The organism is Veillonella sp. 6_1_27, assembly GCF_000163735.1.
GTDB lineage: Bacteria > Bacillota > Negativicutes > Veillonellales > Veillonellaceae > Veillonella > Veillonella parvula_A.
Genome location: NZ_GG770215.1, coordinates 242,378 through 262,947 on the forward strand (window position 1 = coordinate 242,378; position 20,570 = coordinate 262,947).

At 37.0% G+C, this 20,570-nt stretch carries 21 protein-coding genes and 1 riboswitch; of the genes, 20 read left to right on the plus strand and 1 reads right to left on the minus strand.

Annotated elements, in window-relative coordinates; genetic code table 11:
- Window positions 1–18 precede the first annotated feature (18 nt).
- From der to HMPREF0874_RS01160, 6 genes are all read left to right on the plus strand, one after another.
- Entirely contained in the window at window positions 19–1,353 is a 1,335-nt protein-coding gene (gene der / locus HMPREF0874_RS01135; protein ID WP_008600817.1) for a ribosome biogenesis GTPase Der, read from the plus strand.
- A complete protein-coding gene (gene plsY / locus HMPREF0874_RS01140; RefSeq protein WP_004693220.1) occupies window positions 1,353–1,949 on the plus strand; it encodes a glycerol-3-phosphate 1-O-acyltransferase PlsY in 597 nt (198 codons plus the stop codon). Before der ends, plsY begins: the two co-directional genes overlap by 1 nt.
- Before the next feature lie 3 nt (window positions 1,950–1,952).
- The gene (locus HMPREF0874_RS01145) at window positions 1,953–2,951 is read left to right on the plus strand and encodes an NAD(P)H-dependent glycerol-3-phosphate dehydrogenase (protein WP_004693223.1); all 999 of its coding nucleotides are present in this window, start codon (window positions 1,953–1,955) and stop codon (window positions 2,949–2,951) included.
- Window positions 2,952–3,018: 67 nt separating this feature from the next.
- On the plus strand, window positions 3,019–3,570 hold the full coding sequence (rsmD, locus tag HMPREF0874_RS01150; protein WP_004693225.1) for a 16S rRNA (guanine(966)-N(2))-methyltransferase RsmD: 552 nt from the start codon (window positions 3,019–3,021) through the stop codon (window positions 3,568–3,570).
- A 4-nt stretch (window positions 3,571–3,574) separates the two neighbouring features.
- Window positions 3,575–4,066, plus strand: coding sequence for a pantetheine-phosphate adenylyltransferase (coaD, locus tag HMPREF0874_RS01155; RefSeq protein WP_004693226.1), 492 nt, complete (start codon window positions 3,575–3,577; stop codon window positions 4,064–4,066).
- 11 nt (window positions 4,067–4,077) lie between these two features.
- Window positions 4,078–4,545 (plus strand): hypothetical protein, encoded by a 468-nt coding sequence (locus tag HMPREF0874_RS01160; RefSeq protein ID WP_004693228.1) that lies wholly within the window; start codon window positions 4,078–4,080, stop codon window positions 4,543–4,545.
- Between the two features lie 166 nt (window positions 4,546–4,711).
- Here the strand turns inward: HMPREF0874_RS01160 and HMPREF0874_RS01165 are convergent, their stop codons facing one another.
- A complete protein-coding gene (locus HMPREF0874_RS01165; RefSeq protein ID WP_008600821.1) occupies window positions 4,712–6,427 on the minus strand; it encodes an NFACT family protein in 1,716 nt (571 codons plus the stop codon).
- Between the two features lie 127 nt (window positions 6,428–6,554).
- Here HMPREF0874_RS01165 and HMPREF0874_RS01170 point away from each other — a divergent pair, with 127 nt between their 5' ends.
- From HMPREF0874_RS01170 to HMPREF0874_RS01235, 14 genes are all read left to right on the plus strand, one after another.
- Entirely contained in the window at window positions 6,555–7,436 is an 882-nt protein-coding gene (locus tag HMPREF0874_RS01170) for a YicC/YloC family endoribonuclease (RefSeq protein WP_008600822.1), read from the plus strand.
- A gap of 14 nt (window positions 7,437–7,450) precedes the next feature.
- Window positions 7,451–7,720 carry an extracellular matrix/biofilm regulator RemA gene (gene remA, locus HMPREF0874_RS01175; RefSeq protein ID WP_004695657.1) on the plus strand — a complete coding sequence of 90 codons (270 nt, stop codon included), beginning with the start codon at window positions 7,451–7,453 and terminating at the stop codon, window positions 7,718–7,720.
- Between the two features lie 8 nt (window positions 7,721–7,728).
- Entirely contained in the window at window positions 7,729–8,358 is a 630-nt protein-coding gene (gene gmk / locus HMPREF0874_RS01180; RefSeq protein ID WP_004695659.1) for a guanylate kinase, read from the plus strand.
- Between the two features lie 4 nt (window positions 8,359–8,362).
- Entirely contained in the window at window positions 8,363–8,578 is a 216-nt protein-coding gene (gene rpoZ / locus HMPREF0874_RS01185) for a DNA-directed RNA polymerase subunit omega (RefSeq protein ID WP_004695660.1), read from the plus strand.
- 52 nt (window positions 8,579–8,630) lie between these two features.
- Entirely contained in the window at window positions 8,631–9,836 is a 1,206-nt protein-coding gene (coaBC, locus tag HMPREF0874_RS01190) for a bifunctional phosphopantothenoylcysteine decarboxylase/phosphopantothenate--cysteine ligase CoaBC (RefSeq protein WP_008600830.1), read from the plus strand.
- 41 nt (window positions 9,837–9,877) lie between these two features.
- Window positions 9,878–11,542: a SulP family inorganic anion transporter gene (locus HMPREF0874_RS01195; protein ID WP_039964937.1), complete on the plus strand. Its 1,665-nt coding sequence runs from the start codon at window positions 9,878–9,880 to the stop codon at window positions 11,540–11,542.
- A gap of 44 nt (window positions 11,543–11,586) precedes the next feature.
- Window positions 11,587–11,687: riboswitch (SAM riboswitch) on the plus strand.
- Window positions 11,688–11,736: 49 nt separating this feature from the next.
- Window positions 11,737–12,927, plus strand: coding sequence for a methionine adenosyltransferase (gene metK, locus HMPREF0874_RS01200; RefSeq protein ID WP_004695665.1), 1,191 nt, complete (start codon window positions 11,737–11,739; stop codon window positions 12,925–12,927).
- Window positions 12,928–12,989: 62 nt separating this feature from the next.
- Window positions 12,990–15,173 (plus strand): primosomal protein N', encoded by a 2,184-nt coding sequence (gene priA / locus HMPREF0874_RS01205; RefSeq protein ID WP_008600834.1) that lies wholly within the window; start codon window positions 12,990–12,992, stop codon window positions 15,171–15,173.
- 13 nt (window positions 15,174–15,186) lie between these two features.
- Complete coding sequence (def, locus tag HMPREF0874_RS01210; RefSeq protein WP_004695669.1) at window positions 15,187–15,675, plus strand: peptide deformylase; 489 nt, start codon at window positions 15,187–15,189, stop codon at window positions 15,673–15,675.
- Window positions 15,668–16,678: a methionyl-tRNA formyltransferase gene (gene fmt / locus HMPREF0874_RS01215; RefSeq protein WP_050760764.1), complete on the plus strand. Its 1,011-nt coding sequence runs from the start codon at window positions 15,668–15,670 to the stop codon at window positions 16,676–16,678. The genes def and fmt overlap by 8 nt, the downstream gene beginning before the upstream one ends.
- A complete protein-coding gene (locus HMPREF0874_RS01220; RefSeq protein WP_008600835.1) occupies window positions 16,662–17,456 on the plus strand; it encodes a DUF116 domain-containing protein in 795 nt (264 codons plus the stop codon). The genes fmt and HMPREF0874_RS01220 overlap by 17 nt, the downstream gene beginning before the upstream one ends.
- Entirely contained in the window at window positions 17,437–18,792 is a 1,356-nt protein-coding gene (rsmB, locus tag HMPREF0874_RS01225; RefSeq protein WP_008600837.1) for a 16S rRNA (cytosine(967)-C(5))-methyltransferase RsmB, read from the plus strand. The genes HMPREF0874_RS01220 and rsmB overlap by 20 nt, the downstream gene beginning before the upstream one ends.
- An 18-nt stretch (window positions 18,793–18,810) precedes the next feature.
- Window positions 18,811–19,857 (plus strand): 23S rRNA (adenine(2503)-C(2))-methyltransferase RlmN, encoded by a 1,047-nt coding sequence (gene rlmN / locus HMPREF0874_RS01230; RefSeq protein ID WP_004695677.1) that lies wholly within the window; start codon window positions 18,811–18,813, stop codon window positions 19,855–19,857.
- Window positions 19,850–20,551, plus strand: a complete 702-nt coding sequence (locus tag HMPREF0874_RS01235; RefSeq protein WP_039964940.1) for a Stp1/IreP family PP2C-type Ser/Thr phosphatase — start codon at window positions 19,850–19,852, stop codon at window positions 20,549–20,551. The genes rlmN and HMPREF0874_RS01235 overlap by 8 nt, the downstream gene beginning before the upstream one ends.
- The last annotated feature ends 19 nt before the right edge of the window (window positions 20,552–20,570 follow it).

Below are 20,570 nucleotides of genomic sequence, written 5' to 3' on the forward strand. Positions count from 1 at the left end.
AGATAATGAGGTGAAACTATGGCAAAACCATTAGTGGCTGTTGTAGGCCGTCCAAACGTAGGTAAATCTACACTTTTTAATGCCATTGTTAATAAACGTATCTCTATCGTTGAAGATATTCCTGGTGTGACAAGGGACCGTATTTACTTCGATGCAGAGTGGTTAAATCGTGAGTTTACAATGATCGATACTGGTGGTATCGAGTTCATTACTGACAATAGTCATGTTATTCCTAAGATGATGCGACTACAAGCGGAATTAGCAATTGAAGAAGCAGATGTAATTCTATTTGTCGTTGATGGTAAACAAGGTATTGTACCTGCTGATGAAGAGGTCGCAAATATTCTTAGAGCTAGTGGAAAACCTGTTGTACTCGTAGTTAATAAGATTGATAGTGTAAATCAAGAACCGAATATTTATGAATTTTACAATCTTGGTTTGGGGGACCCCATTGGTATTTCCGCTAAAAATCTTATGAATTTAGGTGATCTATTGGATGATACTGTAAAACATTTTCCTCCAGTAGGTACTAATGTAGATGATGAAGATACTATTCATGTTGCTATTATAGGTCGTCCAAATGTGGGTAAATCTTCTTTGACTAACGCATTGTTAGGACAAGATCGTGTAATTGTATCTGATGTAGCAGGTACTACTCGAGACTCTATTGACACGTATTGGACTCATGAGAATCAAAAGTTTGTACTTATTGATACAGCAGGTATGCGTCGTAAGTCTAAAATCGAAGAAGCTGTTGAACGATATAGTATTGTTCGTTCTTTGCGATCAGTAGATCGTGCTGATATTGTAGTTCTTGTACTAGATGCTCAAGATGGTGTTACAGAACAAGATAAAAAAATTGCAGGTTACGCTTACGAAGCGGGTAAAGGCGTAGTCATTGTTGTTAATAAATGGGATCTTGTTGAAAAAGATGATAAAACTACATTGCGTTTTACTGAAGATATTTATGATGAATTAGGTTTCTTGCAGTTTGCACCTATCCTGTTTGCTTCGGCTTTAACTAAGCAACGTATTCATCGATTAGCTGATATGTTGAAGTTCGTATCTGAACAACAATATCGCCGTGTATCTACGGGGACGTTAAACCAATTATTACAAGATGCACAAACTGTAAACCCTGTGCCGTCTCGCAATGGTAGAATTCCAAAAATTTATTATATGACGCAAGCTAGTGTTAAGCCGCCTACATTCATTTTATTTGTAAATGAACCAGAGCTAATTCACTTCTCTTATATGCGTTTCTTAGAGAATCGATTGCGTGAGTCCTTTGGTTTTGAAGGAACACCGATTCGTTTAGTATTACGTGGCAAGAAACGGGATGATGAAGACTAATGGATATTTTGATTATTGTATATGCTGTATTATCATATCTTATCGGTTCGATTCCTAGTGGATTAATTATAGGTAAGTTTTTCTTTAATACAGATGTACGGCAATATGGCTCTAAAAATATTGGCGCTACTAATACATATCGTGTTATAGGTCTTAAAGCAGCCTTACCTGTATTTCTATGTGATGCTTTAAAAGGGGCAGCAGGAGTAGTGCTACTCTCACCCTATGGGCCTATGTTTATGATCTTAGGTGGTATTCTTGGAATGATGGGGCATAACTGGTCTGTTTTTTTGGGCTTTAAAGGTGGTCGTGGCGTTGCTACGGGTTTAGGTGTACTTATTGCTCTTTCACCAATAGTAGCATTGATTTGCTTTTTGGTATGGGGTGTTATCGTATACTTCACTAAACTTGTATCTTTAGGCTCTATCATTGCCGCTGCATTAGTACCAGTACTGATGTATTTCACTGGAGAATCCTTCTGGTTTGTTGGCTTTGGCGGATTAGCAGCTTTGTTTGTCATTGTACGTCACTGGGATAATATTAAGCGTCTACTTGCTGGAAATGAGTTAAAAGTAGAGCGCATTAAAAAGGATTAAAGAATGAATGTTGTTGTTATCGGCTCTGGTAGTTGGGGGACGGCCCTTGCTATTAAATCCGTTTTAGCTGGAAATACTACAACTATATATTGTCGTCGTCCAGAATTTGCAGATAAACTTGCAAAAGACTTAGAGAATAAAGACTATTTACCAGGTGTAAAACTTCCAGAAGAATTACAATATAGTTCTGATTTAGAGGCCTGTATTAGTAATGCCGAAGTGGTATTAATGGTTACTCCTTCTGTACATGTACGTACCAGTTTAGAGGCTATTAAACCGTATGCTCATAAAAATCAAGCCTATATTCTATGTTCAAAAGGTGTAGAACGAACCAGTGGCAAACTTTTGACGACTGTGATGAAAGAGGTTCTTGCTACCATAGGGTGTAATTTAGCGGTTTTGTCTGGACCTAATCATGCAGAAGAGGTTGGTCGCAACTTACCTGCTGCATCTGTGCTGAGTACTGAAAGCCTAGAGGTAGCTACAACATTGCAAAAGGCATTATGTAGTCAAAATTTTAGAATTTATGCAAATACTGATATGATTGGTGTTGAACTAGCAGGAGCCACGAAAAACATCATTGCCCTTGCAGCTGGTATTGCAGATGGTTTAGCTTTAGGGGATAATTGTAAGGCTTTACTATTAACACGTGGTCTTCATGAGATGACTCGCTTTGGGGTGGCCTTAGGGGCCCAAAAAGAAACCTATGCTGGTCTTGCTGGTATGGGGGATTTGATTGCTACTTGTATGAGCCCACATGGTCGTAACCGTGCGGCTGGTCAAAAACTAGCCGAGGGTAAGACTATGGATTTTATTGTTAATCATACTAATATGGTTGTAGAAGGATTTTTCGCAACAGAAATTATTTATACAATGGCTTGTAAACATCAAATTGAAATGCCTATAACGAAGGCTTTATATGAGGTTTTATACGAAAAAAAATCTCCATCCATAGCATTAGCTGAGTTGATGGGGCGTGATATTAAAATTGAAGTATCATAAATAAAAGATACTTTTAATTTGGTTATTTATATACTATAATTAATGAGTATAATCTTGTGAGGGTTGTATGCGAATTATTGGCGGAACTGCTAAGGGACATGCTATAAAAGCACCTAAAGGATTAGATACTAGGCCTACACTTGATCGTGTTCGTGAAAGTGTATTTAATGTATTAGCCAATAAAGGTATATTTGGTTCTGATATACTAGATATATTTTCTGGCACTGGTGCAGTAGCAATTGAAGCCTTAAGTCGTGGTGCAGCACATGCAGTAGCAGTGGACTTTAAAACGGGAAAACTAATTTTAGAGAATGCTAAACATTGTCGTGTGGATGATCGGTTAGAAATTATTCCGAGGAAACTTTCACAATTAAAAAATTATATAGTAGGGCGACAGTTCGATTATATATTTTCTGACCCGCCATATGAAAATGGATTTATACAAGATACCATAGATTTGGTTGTGAACTATGATTTGTTAAAACCTGAAGGTGTTTTATTATTAGAACATCATAAGGATGAGGTTTTTACCTTACCAGAATCATGGGAATGTATAAAAGAACAGAAATTTGGTTATACGTTGGTTTCCTATTTTGTAAAGACAGCCGAAAGGAGCTAAACCTGTGCGTATAGGTGTATGTCCGGGTAGTTTTGACCCAGTTACTAATGGACATGTTGATATTTTTGAACGGGGCAGCCGATTGGTTGATAAATTAATCATTGCTGTCAGCTCAAATCCGAATAAAAATTCCTTATTTTCTATGGAAGAACGGGTTGAGATGATTCGAAATTCTGTCAAACATATTCCTAATGTTGAAATTGATTGTACAGGTGGCTTACTCAATGAGTATGTTAAATCCAAGAATGCTACTATTATTATTCGAGGATTACGTGCATTGAGCGACTTTGAATATGAATTTCAGCGCGCATTATTTGCAAAATATTTGGATGATGACATTGAAACAGTATTTATTATGACAAATAACAAATACTCTTTTGTCAGCTCCACGGGTATTCGTGAACTAGCTAAATTTGGTGGTAAGCTAGATGGTCTTGTTCCGGATGATGTTAAGGAAAAACTTGAAGAACGCTTTAATACGGTCCATAATAAATAGGGGTGAATTGTATGAAAACAGAAAAATTATTAGAAGATTTAGAGGTTCTTATTGAATCTAGCAGCCGTATTCCTATGACTACAAAACGTATGGTTGAGGAAGACGAAATTATGCGTATTATTGATTCTATTCAGGAATCCTTACCTTTGGAACTTGAAGAATCTCGTCGTATTGTAGCAGATAAAGATAAAGTGTTAGCTGATGCTCAACGTCAGGCTGAAACTTTGATTGATCAAGCTAAAGACTACATTGCTAAATTGACAGCTGAAAGTGAACTTGTAAAACAAGCTCAAGAACAAGCGAATCAAATTATTAATGCAGCAAATCAATCCTCTGATGAGTTGAAAGCTAGTTCTATTCAATATGCTGGTGATGTTCTTAAATATGTTGAAAACAACTTGGAAAAAACATTGGAAAGCTTGCGTCAAAATCGTGAAAGTTTGAAACAAACTGAACAACGTACAGAAGAAAACCAATAGTTTAAACAAAGGCTAGATATCATATTATATCTAGCCTCTTTTTTTATATTTTAAATTCCATAGAAAACTTAAGATAAGTAATATCAATTTTCAGATCAATATGTAAAAAATAATGTGAGCGAAATAATAAACCAAAAATAAAAGCGAAGGGATACCTTCGCTTTTATCATTCTCTATAGTTTTCTGGCTTTTTCGGCTCCACAATCATAGTTTGATGGGTATTAAAAATAACAAATCCCAAAGGAGATCCAGGTGGCTTTTTGATATTTTTAATGTATGTATAATCTACCGGGACCTTACTAGTATCACGAGCTTTACTGAAGTAGGCTGCATATTGAGCTGCTTTAGATAGAATCATATCGTCTGGCTCAACATTGAGTCTTAAAATAAGGTGCGAACCTTGGATATCCTGTGTATGGAACCAAATGTCAGTTGGCTTTGCAAATCGGTGTGTTAAATATTCGTTTTGTTGATTGTTACGACCGATGAATATTTCACCTTCATCAATTGTTAAGTGAATATAGTTAGATTTGCCAAGCTTGTAAGATAGTGGTTTTTTTGATTTTTTTATGATACCTGCATCCATGCATTCTTTGCGTATTTCTTCTAAGCTTTCACGAGTTGTGGCTAAAGAGATGCTGTACAGAATAGATTGTAAGTATGCTAGTTTTGTAGTACTAGCATTGAGTTGGAACTCGCCACTAACCATACGATTTTTTAGTTTTGTATAAAGCTTATAATACCATTGTGCATTTTCCACAATCGTTAAGTTTGGCTTTAAAGGAATCGTTAACATTTCATTTTCTTCGGAAAGAAGATTTTGTAATTCAATAGAAGGCTCATATTGCACTTGAAGGTGTGCATTTATCATTAGAAGATCACCATATAATTTATAGGTTTCCATTTTCTTAGTATCTTCTAATTCATCTTTGATCTTTTGATGGCGACCTTCTTCCTTTTTGATGGCTGCTGTTAAGATTTTTTCTAACTCTTTATCAGCTGTATAAATTGCCTTTGTATTATGAATAGATTCCTCTAAGGCTTCAGAAATAGTGTTGTATTCTTTTAATACCTTATAGTTATGTAATAAAATACTTGTGTAAGCTTTTTTATTGTTATCGTTGACTAAAGTAAATAAACCTTTGCTATTTTCGAGTTTTACCTTGAGGTCGTACAAGGCTTTAGCAAGTGTATCTAGTTGAGAAGTATCTAAATCAGTTATGATTTCTTCACCACTTAATTTGGAAATATATAAAAGCTCATCCAATAAAGGTTTACCAAAACCGTTAAAGATAGCTCGAATAGATTGCTGCACAGAGCCATTACCAAAGGAAGTAAGTAGATTTTTTATTTCATTATTATCAAAGTCCATTAAACTTACGCGATTAGCATTAGGTGGTAAATCATACTGTATTTTTGGACTAATAATACGTTCACGGTTCATGAGAGGGGAGACGTGAATTAAGGATTCTAAAATAATACCGTCTTGTACGAAGATACAGTTGGAATATTTGCCCATTAATTCAATATAAATATATGTACTCGTAATAGAACCGTCCATTTCTAGTTTATCCGTTTGGATACACATGATACGGTCACCGTTGATTTGTTCCACCTTTACGATGCGGCTACCTTCAATATGCTTTCGTAAGAACATGCAAAGTGAGCTTGGTTCTTTTGGTAGATCTTGAAGTGGTTGGCTAAGATACATTGCTGGTGTGGCACCTACGGTAATAATTAAGTTTTGGTCTTCGTTAAGTGCTCGAACTTTAAATAATAATGTAGTTTTATCTATTTGATATAGTTTTTGTATTTGACCTGTTTGTAGTCGCTCGTTTAATTCTTTAGCGAGTACAGACATGGTAAGTCCGTCTAAATTCATAGTACTCCTTTCAAATATATTTAGAAGTATAGTTTAGTATACCATAGTGTACATATAATTCTTAGTATTTAAACACGGATTGTGTAATTCGTGGTACAATAATAAAAACTACTAAGGAGGATGATTTATGAAAAGTATGACCGGTTTTGGTTCTGGCACAGCAACCAAAGATGGCATTACCTGTACGGTAGAAATTAAGTCCGTAAACGCTCGCTTCTTGGATCTGTTTATTCGTAGTCCAAAACAAATGAATCCTTTTGAAAGTACTATTCGTGGAATGATACAAGATCGTATTACTCGTGGTAAGGTTGAGGTATCAGTTTCTATTTTAGATGCAGGGGAGCGACCTAAAACTTTTACTATTAATAGTGTATTGAGAAAACAAATACAAGAGTTGTTGGTACAAGAAGAATTCTATGATGATTCAAAAAAGGTACCTTTACAAGCTGTAAATTCGATTTCTACCGAATGGGTTCAACAACAAGATACACCAATTGCAGAAGATGTTCTATTAGATATTGTGAAAGAAGCTACGACTCAAGCATTAGATGCTTTAATAGCAATGCGAACTGCGGAAGGTCAACATATCAAGCAGGATTTATTAGATCGTATCGATACACTTGAAAAGATCATTACTAAAATTGACACTAATAAATCTGGTGCTGTAGAAGCATATCGCGAACACATAAAAACTAAAATTCAGGAATATTTAGTTTCTTTAGAAGCGAGTATTAGTGAGGATCGTTTTATACAAGAGATTGCTCTATTAGCTGATAAGACGGATATTACGGAAGAGATTGTCCGATTTACCTCTCATGTGGTACAATTAAGAAATACACTTGCAGATACAAACTCAATCGGTCGTAAGGTCGATTTTATTTTGCAAGAAATGAATCGTGAAGTAAATACAATCGGATCCAAAGCAATGGATTCGATTATTACTGAGCTTGTGGTTCAACTTAAATGTGAGTTAGAGAAAATTAGAGAACAAGTACAGAATGTAGAGTAATAGGAGGTCTATGAATGAGTATTCAATTACTGAATATAGGCTTTGGTAATATGGTATCTGCTAACCGTGTTATGGCTATTATTAGTCCTGAATCCGCCCCTATAAAGCGGATGGTTCAAGATGCTAGAGACAAGGGATTGCTCATTGATGCCACATATGGTCGTAAGACACGTGCTGTATTAGTTATGGATAGTGGTCAAATTGTATTATCTGCAATTCAACCTGAAACCGTAGCACATCGACTTGTGCAACATGATGTGGATGTAGATACAGTGGAATCATAGGAGTGCATATGTCAGACAGAGGATTATTAATCGTTATATCCGGGCCATCTGGCGCAGGTAAGGGTACGATTTGTGCGAATATTCGTAAAGAAATGCCTAATTTAGTTTATTCCGTTTCTATGACAACCCGTGCTCCACGTGTGGGTGAAAAGGAAGGAATTAACTATTTCTTCCGCTCTAAAGAGGAATTTGAGTCTTTACTTAGTGAAGACGCATTCTTAGAATATGCTAAGGTATATGATAATTACTATGGTACTCCAAAACAACATGTAATGGATTTATTAGATGATGGGAAAAGTGTACTATTAGAAATCGATATTCAAGGCGCTATGCAGGTTAAGGAACGTTTTAGCGATGCTGTATTTATTTACATTGTACCGCCGTCACTATCTGAGTTATCTGAACGTTTACATAATCGTGGCACAGATGCTAAAGAAGTCATTGATAAACGATTGTCATTGGCTTGTTCAGAATTGGCCTTAGCTCATCGTTATGACTATATCGTTGTAAATGATGATTTAGCAGAGGCTTCTGAAAAGGTTGCTTCTATCTTGCGAGCTGAGTCTTGTAAGATTAGTCGTAATAAAGAGCAAATTCAATATATTTATAAACAATATCAAGAGTCTAAGGAGAAGTGATAGTATGATGGTAAAACCTCCATTAAAAAAATTGGAAAGCCAAGTAGATAGCAAATATACATTGGTGACTTTAGCGGCTAAACGCGCTCGCGAATTAACAGATGGCGAACCTTGCTTAGCAGAATCTACACATGCGACTGACAAGCCTGTATCTTTGGCATTTTATGAAATTGCTGAAGGTGAAGTGACATATAAACGCACTAAAGAAGGCATTAAATAAAAAATCAATTCCTTGTATCATTGATACAAGGAATTTTTAAAAGGAGAAGAACATGCGCGGAAAACATATCATTGTCGCAGTATCTGCAGGTATTGCAGCGTATAAGGCAATTGAAGTGGTAAGCAGACTTCGTAAAAAAGGGGCTGAAGTAAAGGTTGTAATGACACAAAATGCAACGCATATTGCGTCACCTTTAACATTTGGCGAAATCAGTGGACATCCTGTAGCTCTAGACATGTTTGAACAAGTTCATCAGTGGGATGTAGAACATATTGCACTGGCCACTTGGACAGATGCATATGTAGTTGTGCCTGCAACAGCAAATGTGATCGGAAAAATTTATGCAGGCATTGCTGATGATATGTTAACTACAACAATTATGGCTACCAAAGCACCTAAGTACCTTTGTCCTGCTATGAATACAGAAATGTATAATAATCCTATTACTCAACGCAATTTAGAAGGATTACGTTCTTTGGGCTACCATATTATGGACCCTGCAGAAGGTTGGTTAGCTTGTGGCATCACAGGTGTAGGACGTTTACCGGAGCCCGAAGCAATTGTGGATTGGCTAGAATCTAAAATGTGCAGCACCAATGAGCTTGAAGGTACTACTATACTTGTTACAGCTGGCGGAACACAGGAGAGTATTGATCCTGTTCGGTATATTGGAAATCGTTCTAGCGGTAAGATGGGATATGCCATTGCAGAACAGGCTGTACGCATGGGGGCTAAAGTGATATTAGTAAGTGCTCCCACATCCTTGCCTATACCAAGTGGCGTAGACTTTATTTCTGTAGATTCTGCGGTATCTATGCAGGAGGCTGTTGAAGCTCGTTATAATGATGTTAATGTAGTTATTATGGCTGCCGCTGTTTCTGATTTTAGAGTCCTTCATAAAGCAGAGCAAAAAATAAAGAAAATGGAGTCTATGACCATAGAACTTGTAAAAAATCCAGATATTCTACAAGGGTTGGGCTCTAAAAAAAATCATCAAATTCTTGTTGGTTTTGCGGCAGAAACAGAACATGTAATCAAGTATGGTCAGGATAAAGTGGCTAGAAAAAATCTAGATATGCTTGTGGCCAATGATGTAAGCAAATCGAATGCAGGTTTTAATGTAGATACGAATGAAGGCTATTTTTTATATCCCGATAAAGAGCCTAAAGAAATGCCTAATATGAAAAAATCTGAACTTGCTCGACATATCCTTAGAGAAGTTATTGATTTAGTAGCAAACAAAGCTGACATAAATTAATTCTTGTGTGTGTTGTTTTAAGAAGGGTGTGTTTTTCTTACATGTTTGCTATACAAAAAGCATATTTAGACGGCTCATTAGGAAAAGGAAAATGGAGTAACAATATTATTGCTGGATTGGTCGTAGGGGTAGTGGCTCTGCCTTTAGCAATGGCCTTTGCTATTGCTAGTGGAGTTACACCGCAAGCGGGCATTTATACGGCAATCATTGCAGGTATATTTGTATCCTTGTTTGGTGGCTCCCCTGTTCAGATTGCGGGCCCTACAGGGGCATTTATCGTTCTATTGAGCAGTATCGTTGTCAATTATGGCTTTGAAGGTTTACAAATTGCGACCATGATGGCAGGGATTATTCTGGTTTTAATGAGCGTTGCAAAGTTAGGGACAGTCATTCGGTTTATACCCACACCTGTTATTATGGGTTTTACAGCAGGTATTGGTGTTACAATTTGGGTAGGGCAATGGCCATATTTCTTTGGATTTCCACCGTTGCCTTATATGGCTCATTTCCATGAAAAATTATGGGCTATGATTCAGTCCTTACCATACTCTGACTTACCTACATTGGGGATTGCGCTCTTAAGCTTAAGTCTACTGTTAGTTTTACCTAAAATCCCATATATTAATAAAGTTCCAGCTCCCATTGTAGCTATGATTGTTGCTACGGTTATTCAAGCTATCTACCAATTTCCTACGGTTTTAACCATTGGTAGTGCATTTGGTGGTATACCTCAAGGTTTGCCAGAATTTTCTGTACCAAAATTGAGCTTTGATAAAATCTTATCTTTAATCGGGCCGGCTTTTACAATTGCCATGCTAGGCGCTATTGAATCCTTATTGTCTGCAGTTGTTGCTGATGGTATGAGTGGCACCAAGCATGAATCTAATACTGAATTATTTGGACAAGGATTAGCTAATATATTTGCGCCATTGTTTGGTGGAATTGCATCAACCGGTGCTATTGCGCGAACTGCTACAAATATTCGTCAAGGTGGTAATTCTCCGGTGGCAGGTATTGTTCATGCCATTACATTAGGTGCCATTCTTTTATTTTTAGCCCCATATGCAGTGTATATTCCGTTGGCATCTATGGCAGCCATATTATTTGTAGTAGCCTACAATATGAGTGATGTACCACGTTTTATACGAATGCTTATTCTCGCATCTCGTCCAGATCAAATAATATTATTGCTTACCTTTTTCCTGACTATTTTTACGGATTTAGTAGTAGCTGTAAATGTAGGTGTAGTACTTGCAGTGTTGCAGTTTATGCGCAAAATGGTTAATACAATTGATGTGCATGAAGCAAGTAGTGCCGAATTATCAGCACAGATTAGGCATGAGATTACAATCCATCCAGAAATAATGGTATACACTGTAGAAGGCCCATTATTCTTTGGTGCTATAAGTGCATTTGATAGAGCGTTAAACTCTATACATAAAGATCCTAAATATTTAATCATTCGTTTTGTAAAAGTACCATTTGTAGATTTAACGGGTTTACGTATTTTACGAGGTATTATTGAAGAACTTCAAAAAAGAGGCATAGAAGTTTTGCTTAGTGATGTGAGTTACGATATACGTAGAGAGATGTATAAATCTAATTTTTTGGATATTCTGGGCCGTCATCATATGTATCGTCAGTTTGAAAGTGCCCTTCATAAGGCTGAATATGATTTAGCTTTAAAAGAGGCAAGAGAGGTATAATAATGACTTGCTTTCTCACTGTAAATACACTATAATATTTCTGTAACTCATCAAGAGTAGTGGAGGGATAGGCCCTGTGAAGCTACAGCAACCATTCCAAGCGGAAAAGGTGCTAATTCCTATGACAAATGTCGTTAGATGGGAGGGTCTCTCATGAGTGCATGAGAGACTTTTTTTCGTATTAGGAGGATAAAATGGCTGAAAAACATATGTTTTTTACTTCTGAATCTGTTACTGAAGGCCATCCAGATAAAATAGCTGACCAAATTTCTGATGCTGTTTTGGATGCGATTATTGAAAAGGATCCAACTGCTCGTGTGGCTTGTGAAACTTTAGTTACTACTGGTTTAGTTCATGTAGTAGGTGAAATTTCTACTCACACATATGTAGATATTCCTCGCATCGTACGTGATACAATTCGTGAAATTGGTTATACTCGTGCAAAATTTGGTTTTGATTGTGATACTTGTGGTGTACTTGTATCCATCGATGAACAATCTGCGGATATCGCCATGGGTGTTGATGAAGCACTTGAATCAAAAGATGGCAATGGTGAAGTGCTTGATAAAATCGGTGCTGGTGACCAAGGTATGATGTTTGGCTATGCATCTAATGAAACACCTGAACTCATGCCTTTGCCAATTTCCTTGGCACATCGTTTATCTCGTCGACTTACAGAAGTTCGTAAGGATGGGACCTTAACTTACTTACGTCCAGACGGTAAGACTCAAGTTACTGTAGAATATGTTGATGGTAAACCTAAGCGCATTGATACAATTGTTATTTCTACGCAACATAGCCCTGAAGTTACCCAAGAACAAATTAAAGCCGATTTGAAGCGTTATGTAATTGACGCAGCGTTGCCTGCTGAATTCGTTGATGAAAATACTAAATACTTCATCAATCCAACTGGTCGTTTCGTAATTGGAGGACCTCATGGAGATGCTGGTTTAACTGGCCGTAAAATTATTGTAGATACATACGGTGGTATGGCCCGTCATGGTGGCGGTGCATTTTCTGGTAAGGATCCATCTAAGGTGGACCGTTCTGCAGCATACGCAGCGCGTTATGTAGCTAAAAATGTTGTAGCAGCAGGTCTTGCTGATAAATGTGAAGTGCAAGTTGCTTATGCAATTGGGGTTGCTCATCCTGTATCTATTTTAGTTGATACTTTTGGTACAGGTCGCATAGAGGAAACAAAAATTCAAGAGCTTGTTAAAAAACATTTCGACCTTCGTCCAGCAGGAATCATTGAAATGCTTGATTTGTTAAAGCCTCATTATCGCAAAACTGCAGCGTATGGTCACTTTGGTAGAACTGATGTGGATTTACCTTGGGAACGTACAGATAAAGCACAAATTCTAAAAGAAGAAGCTGGCTTATAATACAAAAGGTCTTGGTAGAATTTCTACTGAGACCTTTTATAATAAACGAAAGGAAAAAATGTATGCGCGTAGCACAAGTTATAATTAACAGACCGGCCAAACAACTTCATAAACCTTTGAGCTATTTAATGCCTGAAAAGTTTGGTAATGTCTTACCTGGTACGCGCGTACTCATTCCTTTAGGACATAGTCGTGAAGAAGGCATTCTTATTGGTTACGACGAGTTAGTTGAGCCACCAGAGTTCACTTTACGAAATATTGTGCAAGTATTAGATAGCCAACCTTGGTTTACACCGGAAATGATGGATACGGCCCGCCGTCTAAATGAGTATTATTTATTCTCTTATGGCGATGCATTGCGATTGTTTACAGTGAATAAGACATTAAAATCTTACGAGGCACCAAAGGAAGAATGGTTAGTAGTCATGCCAGAATTTTCGGTGGCACAATTTAGTGAACGAAAAAAGAAGCAACGAGAATTAGCAAAATACTTACTTGAAGTGGGCGGAGCATCTAAGGCATTATTACTAGCTAAAGGCTATTCTCGTATGGTCATTAAACAAGTGAGTGAAGCTAAAGGTATTGTCGTTGAAGCTCGTTTTAAAGCCACAAAAACAACATTTGATGAGCTTTTAACAGAAGAAGTTAATATTCCTCTTACTGAAGCTCAACAAGCTGTATATGGACCAATACAAGATGCAATGAATAGCCATGAACATAAAACCTTTTTACTTCATGGTGTCACTGGTAGTGGCAAGACTCAATTATATTTACGTGCTACAGCAAGATGTATTAGTCAGGATAAAACAGCTATTATTTTAGTACCTGAAATTATATTGACTGATCAAATTGTGAGACGATTTGTAGAAACTTTTGGTGACGAAGTCGTAGTATTTCATAGTAAATTGACGGTACAACAACGGAACAATAATTGGGAGCGTTTGCGCCGTAAGGATAGTCACATTATTATTGGCGCTCGTTCTGCCGTATTTGCGCCAGCTGAGGATATCGGCCTTATTGTGGTCGATGAAGAACATGATCCATCTTATAAACAAGAGGATATGGTTCGGTATCATGCACGTAACGTGGCATTGTGGCGTGCTGAGGCACATGGTTGTCCCGTTATTTTAGGTTCTGCTACACCATCTGTTACTTCGTACTATAAAGCTAAGCAAGGGGAGTATCATTTACTAGAATTGCCAAATCGCATTTTTGAGCAACCTATGCCGAAGGTTACTATAGTAGATATGAAGGAAGAAATTCTTCATGGAAATTACTCCGTTTTTTCTGATGCCATGAGTCGCTTAATTCAACATACATTAGATGAGCATAATCAAATGATTATTCTGTTAAATAGACGCGGTTATAGTACTTTTGTTATGTGCCGGGATTGTGGGGAAACTATTATGTGTCCTCATTGTGATGTAGCTATGGTTTATCACCAAGCTGGTGAAGAATTGCGTTGTCATTATTGTGAACATCATGAACCAATTCCAACTGTTTGTCCCAAATGTAATAGTAAGAGGATTAAGTTTTTTGGTTCAGGCACACAAAAGGTAGAGGAAGAGTTACGTCGTCACTTTAAATCGGCCCGCATTGCTCGTCTTGATCAAGATGTGACAAAAAATAAGCAATTAGCAGAAGATATTTTACATGACTTTGGGGCTCATAAATATGATATTTTGTTGGGAACACAAATGGTATCTAAAGGTCATGACTTTAAAGATGTAACAGCTGTTGGTATTTTAACAGCCGATTCAGTTTTGAATATTCCTGTTTATACAGCTTCAGAACGAACTTTTGATTTACTTACTCAAACCTCTGGACGTGCCGGTAGGGGTGAAAAACCGGGTAGCGTTGTAATACAAACATATAATCCTTTAAATTATGCTATAATAAAGAGTAAGGCTCATGATTATATAGGCTTTTACAATGAAGAAATTCAAAACCGTAAAGCTTTAGGATATCCTCCATTTCGCGAAATGATTCATATGGTTGTGCGTCATCAAGATATGAAAACATTAGAGTCTATAGCAAATCGTATTGTCGATGACTTGGAGTCTTATAAAGGAAATCAGGATATTTTGATTAATGGTCCTTATGAAGCGCCTATAAAAAAAGTGCGCGATATGTATCGTTTAGCTATTATGATTCGCGGTACAGATTTAACGAATTTGAAAGAATATATATATAACTCATGGATTTTCACGCAAGAAGGACTGCTGATTGACGTGGATCCCGTGTAGTGTAGGAGTATCAATGGCTGTATTAGATGTTGTGAAAGCAGGTCATCCCGTTTTAAAACAAGTGGCGGAACCTGTAGAGCATGTTAATAAAAAACTTAGAGCCCTTATCGATGATATGGCTGAAACTATGTATAAGACTGAAGGGGTTGGTCTTGCAGCACCTCAAGTGGCTGTAGCTAAACGTATTATCGTTGTAGATGACCAATCTGGTAGTGGTCTTATTGCGCTAATTAACCCTGAAATCACTCATGCTGAAGGTTCTCAAGTTGGACCTGAAGGATGCTTAAGTGTGCCAGGATATTTCGGAGATGTGGAACGATTTAATAAAGTCACCGTTAAAGGTATTGATCCACATAATAAAAAGGTAACTATAAAAGCTGAAGGTTTTTTAGCGCGTATTTTCCAACATGAAATTGATCACTTGGAAGGTCATTTGTTTATTGAAAAAGCAACTAACTTACGATTAATTACTGATCATCCAGAGGAGAAAGAAATTGTCTGATAATAAACAATTACGCATCGTTTTTATGGGGACACCAGACTTTTCTGTGCCTACCTTAGAGGCTTTGATTCAAGCTGGTCATTTTATTGTCGGTGTGTATTGCCAGCCTGATAAACAAAAAGGGCGTGGTAAACAAGTTCAAATGCCCCCTGTAAAAGTAGCTGCTTTAGAGCATGACTTGCCTGTATATCAACCAGTCACTTTGCGTGATGAACAAGTGAGAGCCGAATTAGAAGCATTACAACCAGATGTAGTGATTGTTATTGCGTATGGTAAAATTTTACCTCCTTGGCTTATTCGATTGCCGCAATATGGTTGTATTAATGTTCATGCCTCTATTTTACCTAGTTATAGAGGCGCTGCGCCAATTCATTATGCAATTCTTAATGGAGACTCTAAAACGGGTGTTACCATAATGCATATGGATGATGGACTTGATACAGGTGATATCATTGACATTGTGGAGATAGATATTTTACCCGGTGAAACGACAGGACAGTTATTTGAACGTATAGCTGTACTGGGGGGTGAAACTATAGTGCCTGTATTAACTCGTTGGGTTAATGGAGAAATTGTGGCTACACCACAAGATGATTCAATGGCTACACATACTACTAAGATTACAAAGGAAATGGGGCAGATCGACTGGTCTAAGCCGGCTAATGAAATTGCAAATCTCATTAGAGGACTTAATCCAGCACCTGGATGTTATACATATCTCGATGGAAAACGTTTAAAAGTATGGTCTGGAGAAGTGGTTCCCAGTGATACGACTCACTGTTTGATAGATGTCCATGGTAAACATGTACCAATTGCTATATCAGCCACAACTGTGCCTGGTACAATCGTATCTAAAATAGCCGGTTTAGGTGTATTTTGTGGTGATGGAAATATAATTCTATTAACAGAAGTCCAACCAGAAAATAAAAAACGCATTTCTGCAATTGATTTTATAAATGGTCATCAAATAAAGGAAGGTATCGTTTTTGGGGACTCAATATAAGCAGTACGAAACGTATCCGTTATACTTGATTTTATCAACTATTACATGTGCTTTGCTCACAGCAGTACTAGCCTTTCTAATGTATATATTAGAACCAGGACTTTTACAATTGCATCCATTTGCATCAATTGTAAGTAGTGTAGTTATATCTATACTTATTGCTATTATATGGATTTTGTGCTTATCTTTAATTGTTGCTAGCACAGGTATTATACGGTTACATCCTATTGTTTTAAGACTAGCCAATCAGTTTATTTATGGATTATTTCCATTAACTTTGGCGATTGGTAAGGTGAGAGGGGTTACTAAGGATCAACTCCGCCAGTCTATGATTGATTTAATCAATCATTTAGTAATGCTAGATATGTATACGGTAGATCCAGAACGTATATTATTATTAACTCCTCACTGTTTACAAGAAAGTTCGTGTGTTCATAAGGTTACACATGATGTATATAATTGTAAGCAGTGTGGGCGATGCCAGGTTGGTAATTTGTTGCAAGTGGCTAAGGACTATGGTTGTCAATTTATAGTTGTCACTGGAGGCACCTTAGCGCGGATGAAGGTAAAGGAAGCACGGCCAAAAGCTATTGTAGCAATAGCTTGCGAACGAGATTTAGCAAGTGGAATGGCTGATGTATTTCCCATTCCAGTTATTGGGGTATTAAATGAACGTCCTAATGGGCCATGTTGTAATACAACAGTCGATTCTGAACGTGTTCGAGCAGTAGTAGAACAATTGATTGGTAGGAATAGTAATGATAGAGGTAAAGACTAATCAACAACAAAATATTCGATTGCTCGCTGTAAAAGCATTGAGTGAAATTAATCGCAATGGTGCTTATGCAAATATAAAGTTGCAAGAGTATTTACAGAAATATCATCTATCCGATTTAGATCGAAGATTCTTTACTGAACTTGTGTATGGGGTCATTCGTAGAAAAAATTACTTGGATGCTATTATTGTTCACTTTGCAAAGCGACCCTTAAAGAAACTATCTTCTATGGTTGTGGAAATCCTTAGACTTGGTATTTATCAAATTATCTATATGGATAAGGTTCCTGAAAGTGCGGCTGTTAACGAATCTGTTAAACTCGCCAAAAAGCTAACTAGAGGTTTATCTGGTTTTGTAAATGCTGTTTTGCGTTCGGTTTTACGTGAAAGTGATAGCATTTCTATCGGTGAACTAGCTAAGTCCGAAGCTGAAGAAATTTCCTTTATCTACAATCAACCATTATGGCTTGTCAACTTATGGATAAAAGAAATGGGAAAAGATAAGACCGTAGATCTTTGTTCTTGGTTTAATGAACAACCTCGTTTGACGGCTCGCATAAATACAGTGAAAGTATCTATTGAGGATTGTTTAAAAGAATTAGAAGATTTAGATTGGATTGTAGAACAGGATACATATATTCCTGAAGTAGTTTATATTGATGGACATCAAGGTCATTTAGAAAAAGCTAAACCTGTTTTAGAAGGTCATATTACTTTTATGGATAAAGCATCTATGTTAGTAGCCCATGTGGTAGATCCTCAACCAGGAGAGCGTATCTTAGACTGTTGTGCTGCACCAGGTGGCAAGTCTATGCATATGGCAAGTCTTATGAATAATACAGGAGCTATTATGAGTTGTGATATTTACGACCATAAATTAGAACTGATTAATCAAAATGCTGAGCGATTAGGTGTATCTATTATTTCTACTAAGCTTCAAGATGGTCGTTATCTTCCTGATAATTGGAAAGAACAATTTGATCGCGTCTTAGTTGATGCTCCTTGTTCTGGTCTAGGTATATTACAAAAGAAATTAGACATGCGTTGGCGTAAAACAGAGTCTTTACTTATTAAGTTGCCGCTGTTACAACTTGAAATATTAGAAAAAGCTTCTGAAATGGTTAAGGTTAATGGATATTTAGTATATTCCACATGTACTATGAATAGTGGTGAAAATGAAGCTGTTCTAAATAAATTCTTGGCAATTCATAAGAACTTTATCATCGATCCTGTATCATATAAAGGGGCACCACAAGCTATAGATGGTATGATTACAACCTATCCACCGCGAGATCATATGGATGGTTTCTTTATGGCTCGCATGAAACGCTTATCATAATATAAGAAATGGAGCACCATGATAGAATTATTGGGTAAGTCTTTAGAAGAATTACAATCTATCTTTAAGACCCATAATATACAAAAGTTTCGAGCGAAACAATTAATTGACTATATCTATCATAGATATATTTTTGATTTTGAAGACATGACACAATTTCCGAAAGACTTACGTCAATGGCTAGGTGACAATTGTGTTATTTCTTTACCTACATTAATTACAGAGTCTATTGCCCCTGATGGAAAGACTCGCAAAATACTTGTAGAGATGTCAGATCAAAGTCGTGTGGAAGCAGTTTTGATGGAGCAACACTATGGGTATTCTGTATGTGTTTCCTCTCAAGTGGGGTGTGCTATGGGATGTGTATTCTGTGCTTCTACACAAGGTGGCTTATACAGAGATTTAACAGTCGCTGAGATTATTGGACAAGTTGTCATATTTGGGGCTCTTACTAAAGAGGAAATACACTCTGTTGTCGTTATGGGCGCAGGGGAGCCGTTACAAAATTATGATAATGTATTACAAGCATTACAACTACTACATGATCCTATGATTTGTAATATTAGTTATCGTAAGATGACGATTTCCACTTGTGGTTGGGTTCCTAATATTTATAAATTAGCTGATGAAGGTTTGCCAATTACCTTAGCACTTTCATTACATGCTACAAATAATGAAGTTCGTCGTAGTATTATGCCCGTTGGGGCACGTTATGAATTGACGGAAGTCTTAGATGCGGTAAAATACTATTATAATACGACACAGCGTCGTGTTACCTTTGAGTATATTCTTATAGATTCTGTAAATGCATCTATAGATGATGCTCATGCTTTGGGGAAAATCTGTAAAGATTTCCCAAATTGTCATGTTAACTTGATCCCAGTTAATGGTAATGAACATATTGAATTATATAAACCATCTATTACGAATATGAATACATTTAAAGACATCGTTAGTTCCTATGGCGTATCAGTAACGGTACGAAAGGAAATGGGCGATGCAATCCAAGCCGCATGTGGACAGTTAAAGGCTGCTCATGGTCGGAAAAAGGAGAATCATGAATAATTTTGTTGGTTTAAGTAAAATTGGGCTTGTACGCCAGCGTAACGAGGACCGTTTTTTCATTGATGGCCATATTTGTGCTGTTACTGATGGCATGGGTGGTTATAGCGGTGGTGAAATCGCAAGTACCTATGCTGTAGATGAAATAAAAGAATATTTGTCCTCCCTTGAAACGATAGGTCAACAAGACTTATGTGATGCTATCATTCACGCTAATCAACGTATTGTAAATCGCGTTGCTTGTGAAGAACGACTTGCTGGTATGGGTACTACCGCTGTAGTTACAGCTATAAATGGTAATCAACTTTACTGGGCAAGTGTTGGTGATAGTCGTTTGTATGTATATAGAGATGGTCATTTACGACAAATTACTACGGATCATTCTATGGTACAAGAATTATTAACAGCTGGAGAGATTACAAAGGATGAAATGCTAAATCACCCTCAACGTAATTTATTAACTCGTGCAGTCGGTGTTGATGAAATCTTAGAGGTTGATAGTGGTGTAGAGTCTATTCTTCCCGGTGATCGTATTTTACTTTGCACTGATGGATTAAGTGGCTATGTATCTGATGATGTAATTGCCTCTGCATTACAATCAACGGATGATGATATGTTGGTTATTAAATCATTGATGGAAGCTGTATATGAAGTCGGAGCAGGAGATAATGTGACCATTGTGGTGGGAACAATCTAATCTAGAAATGGAGAAATAA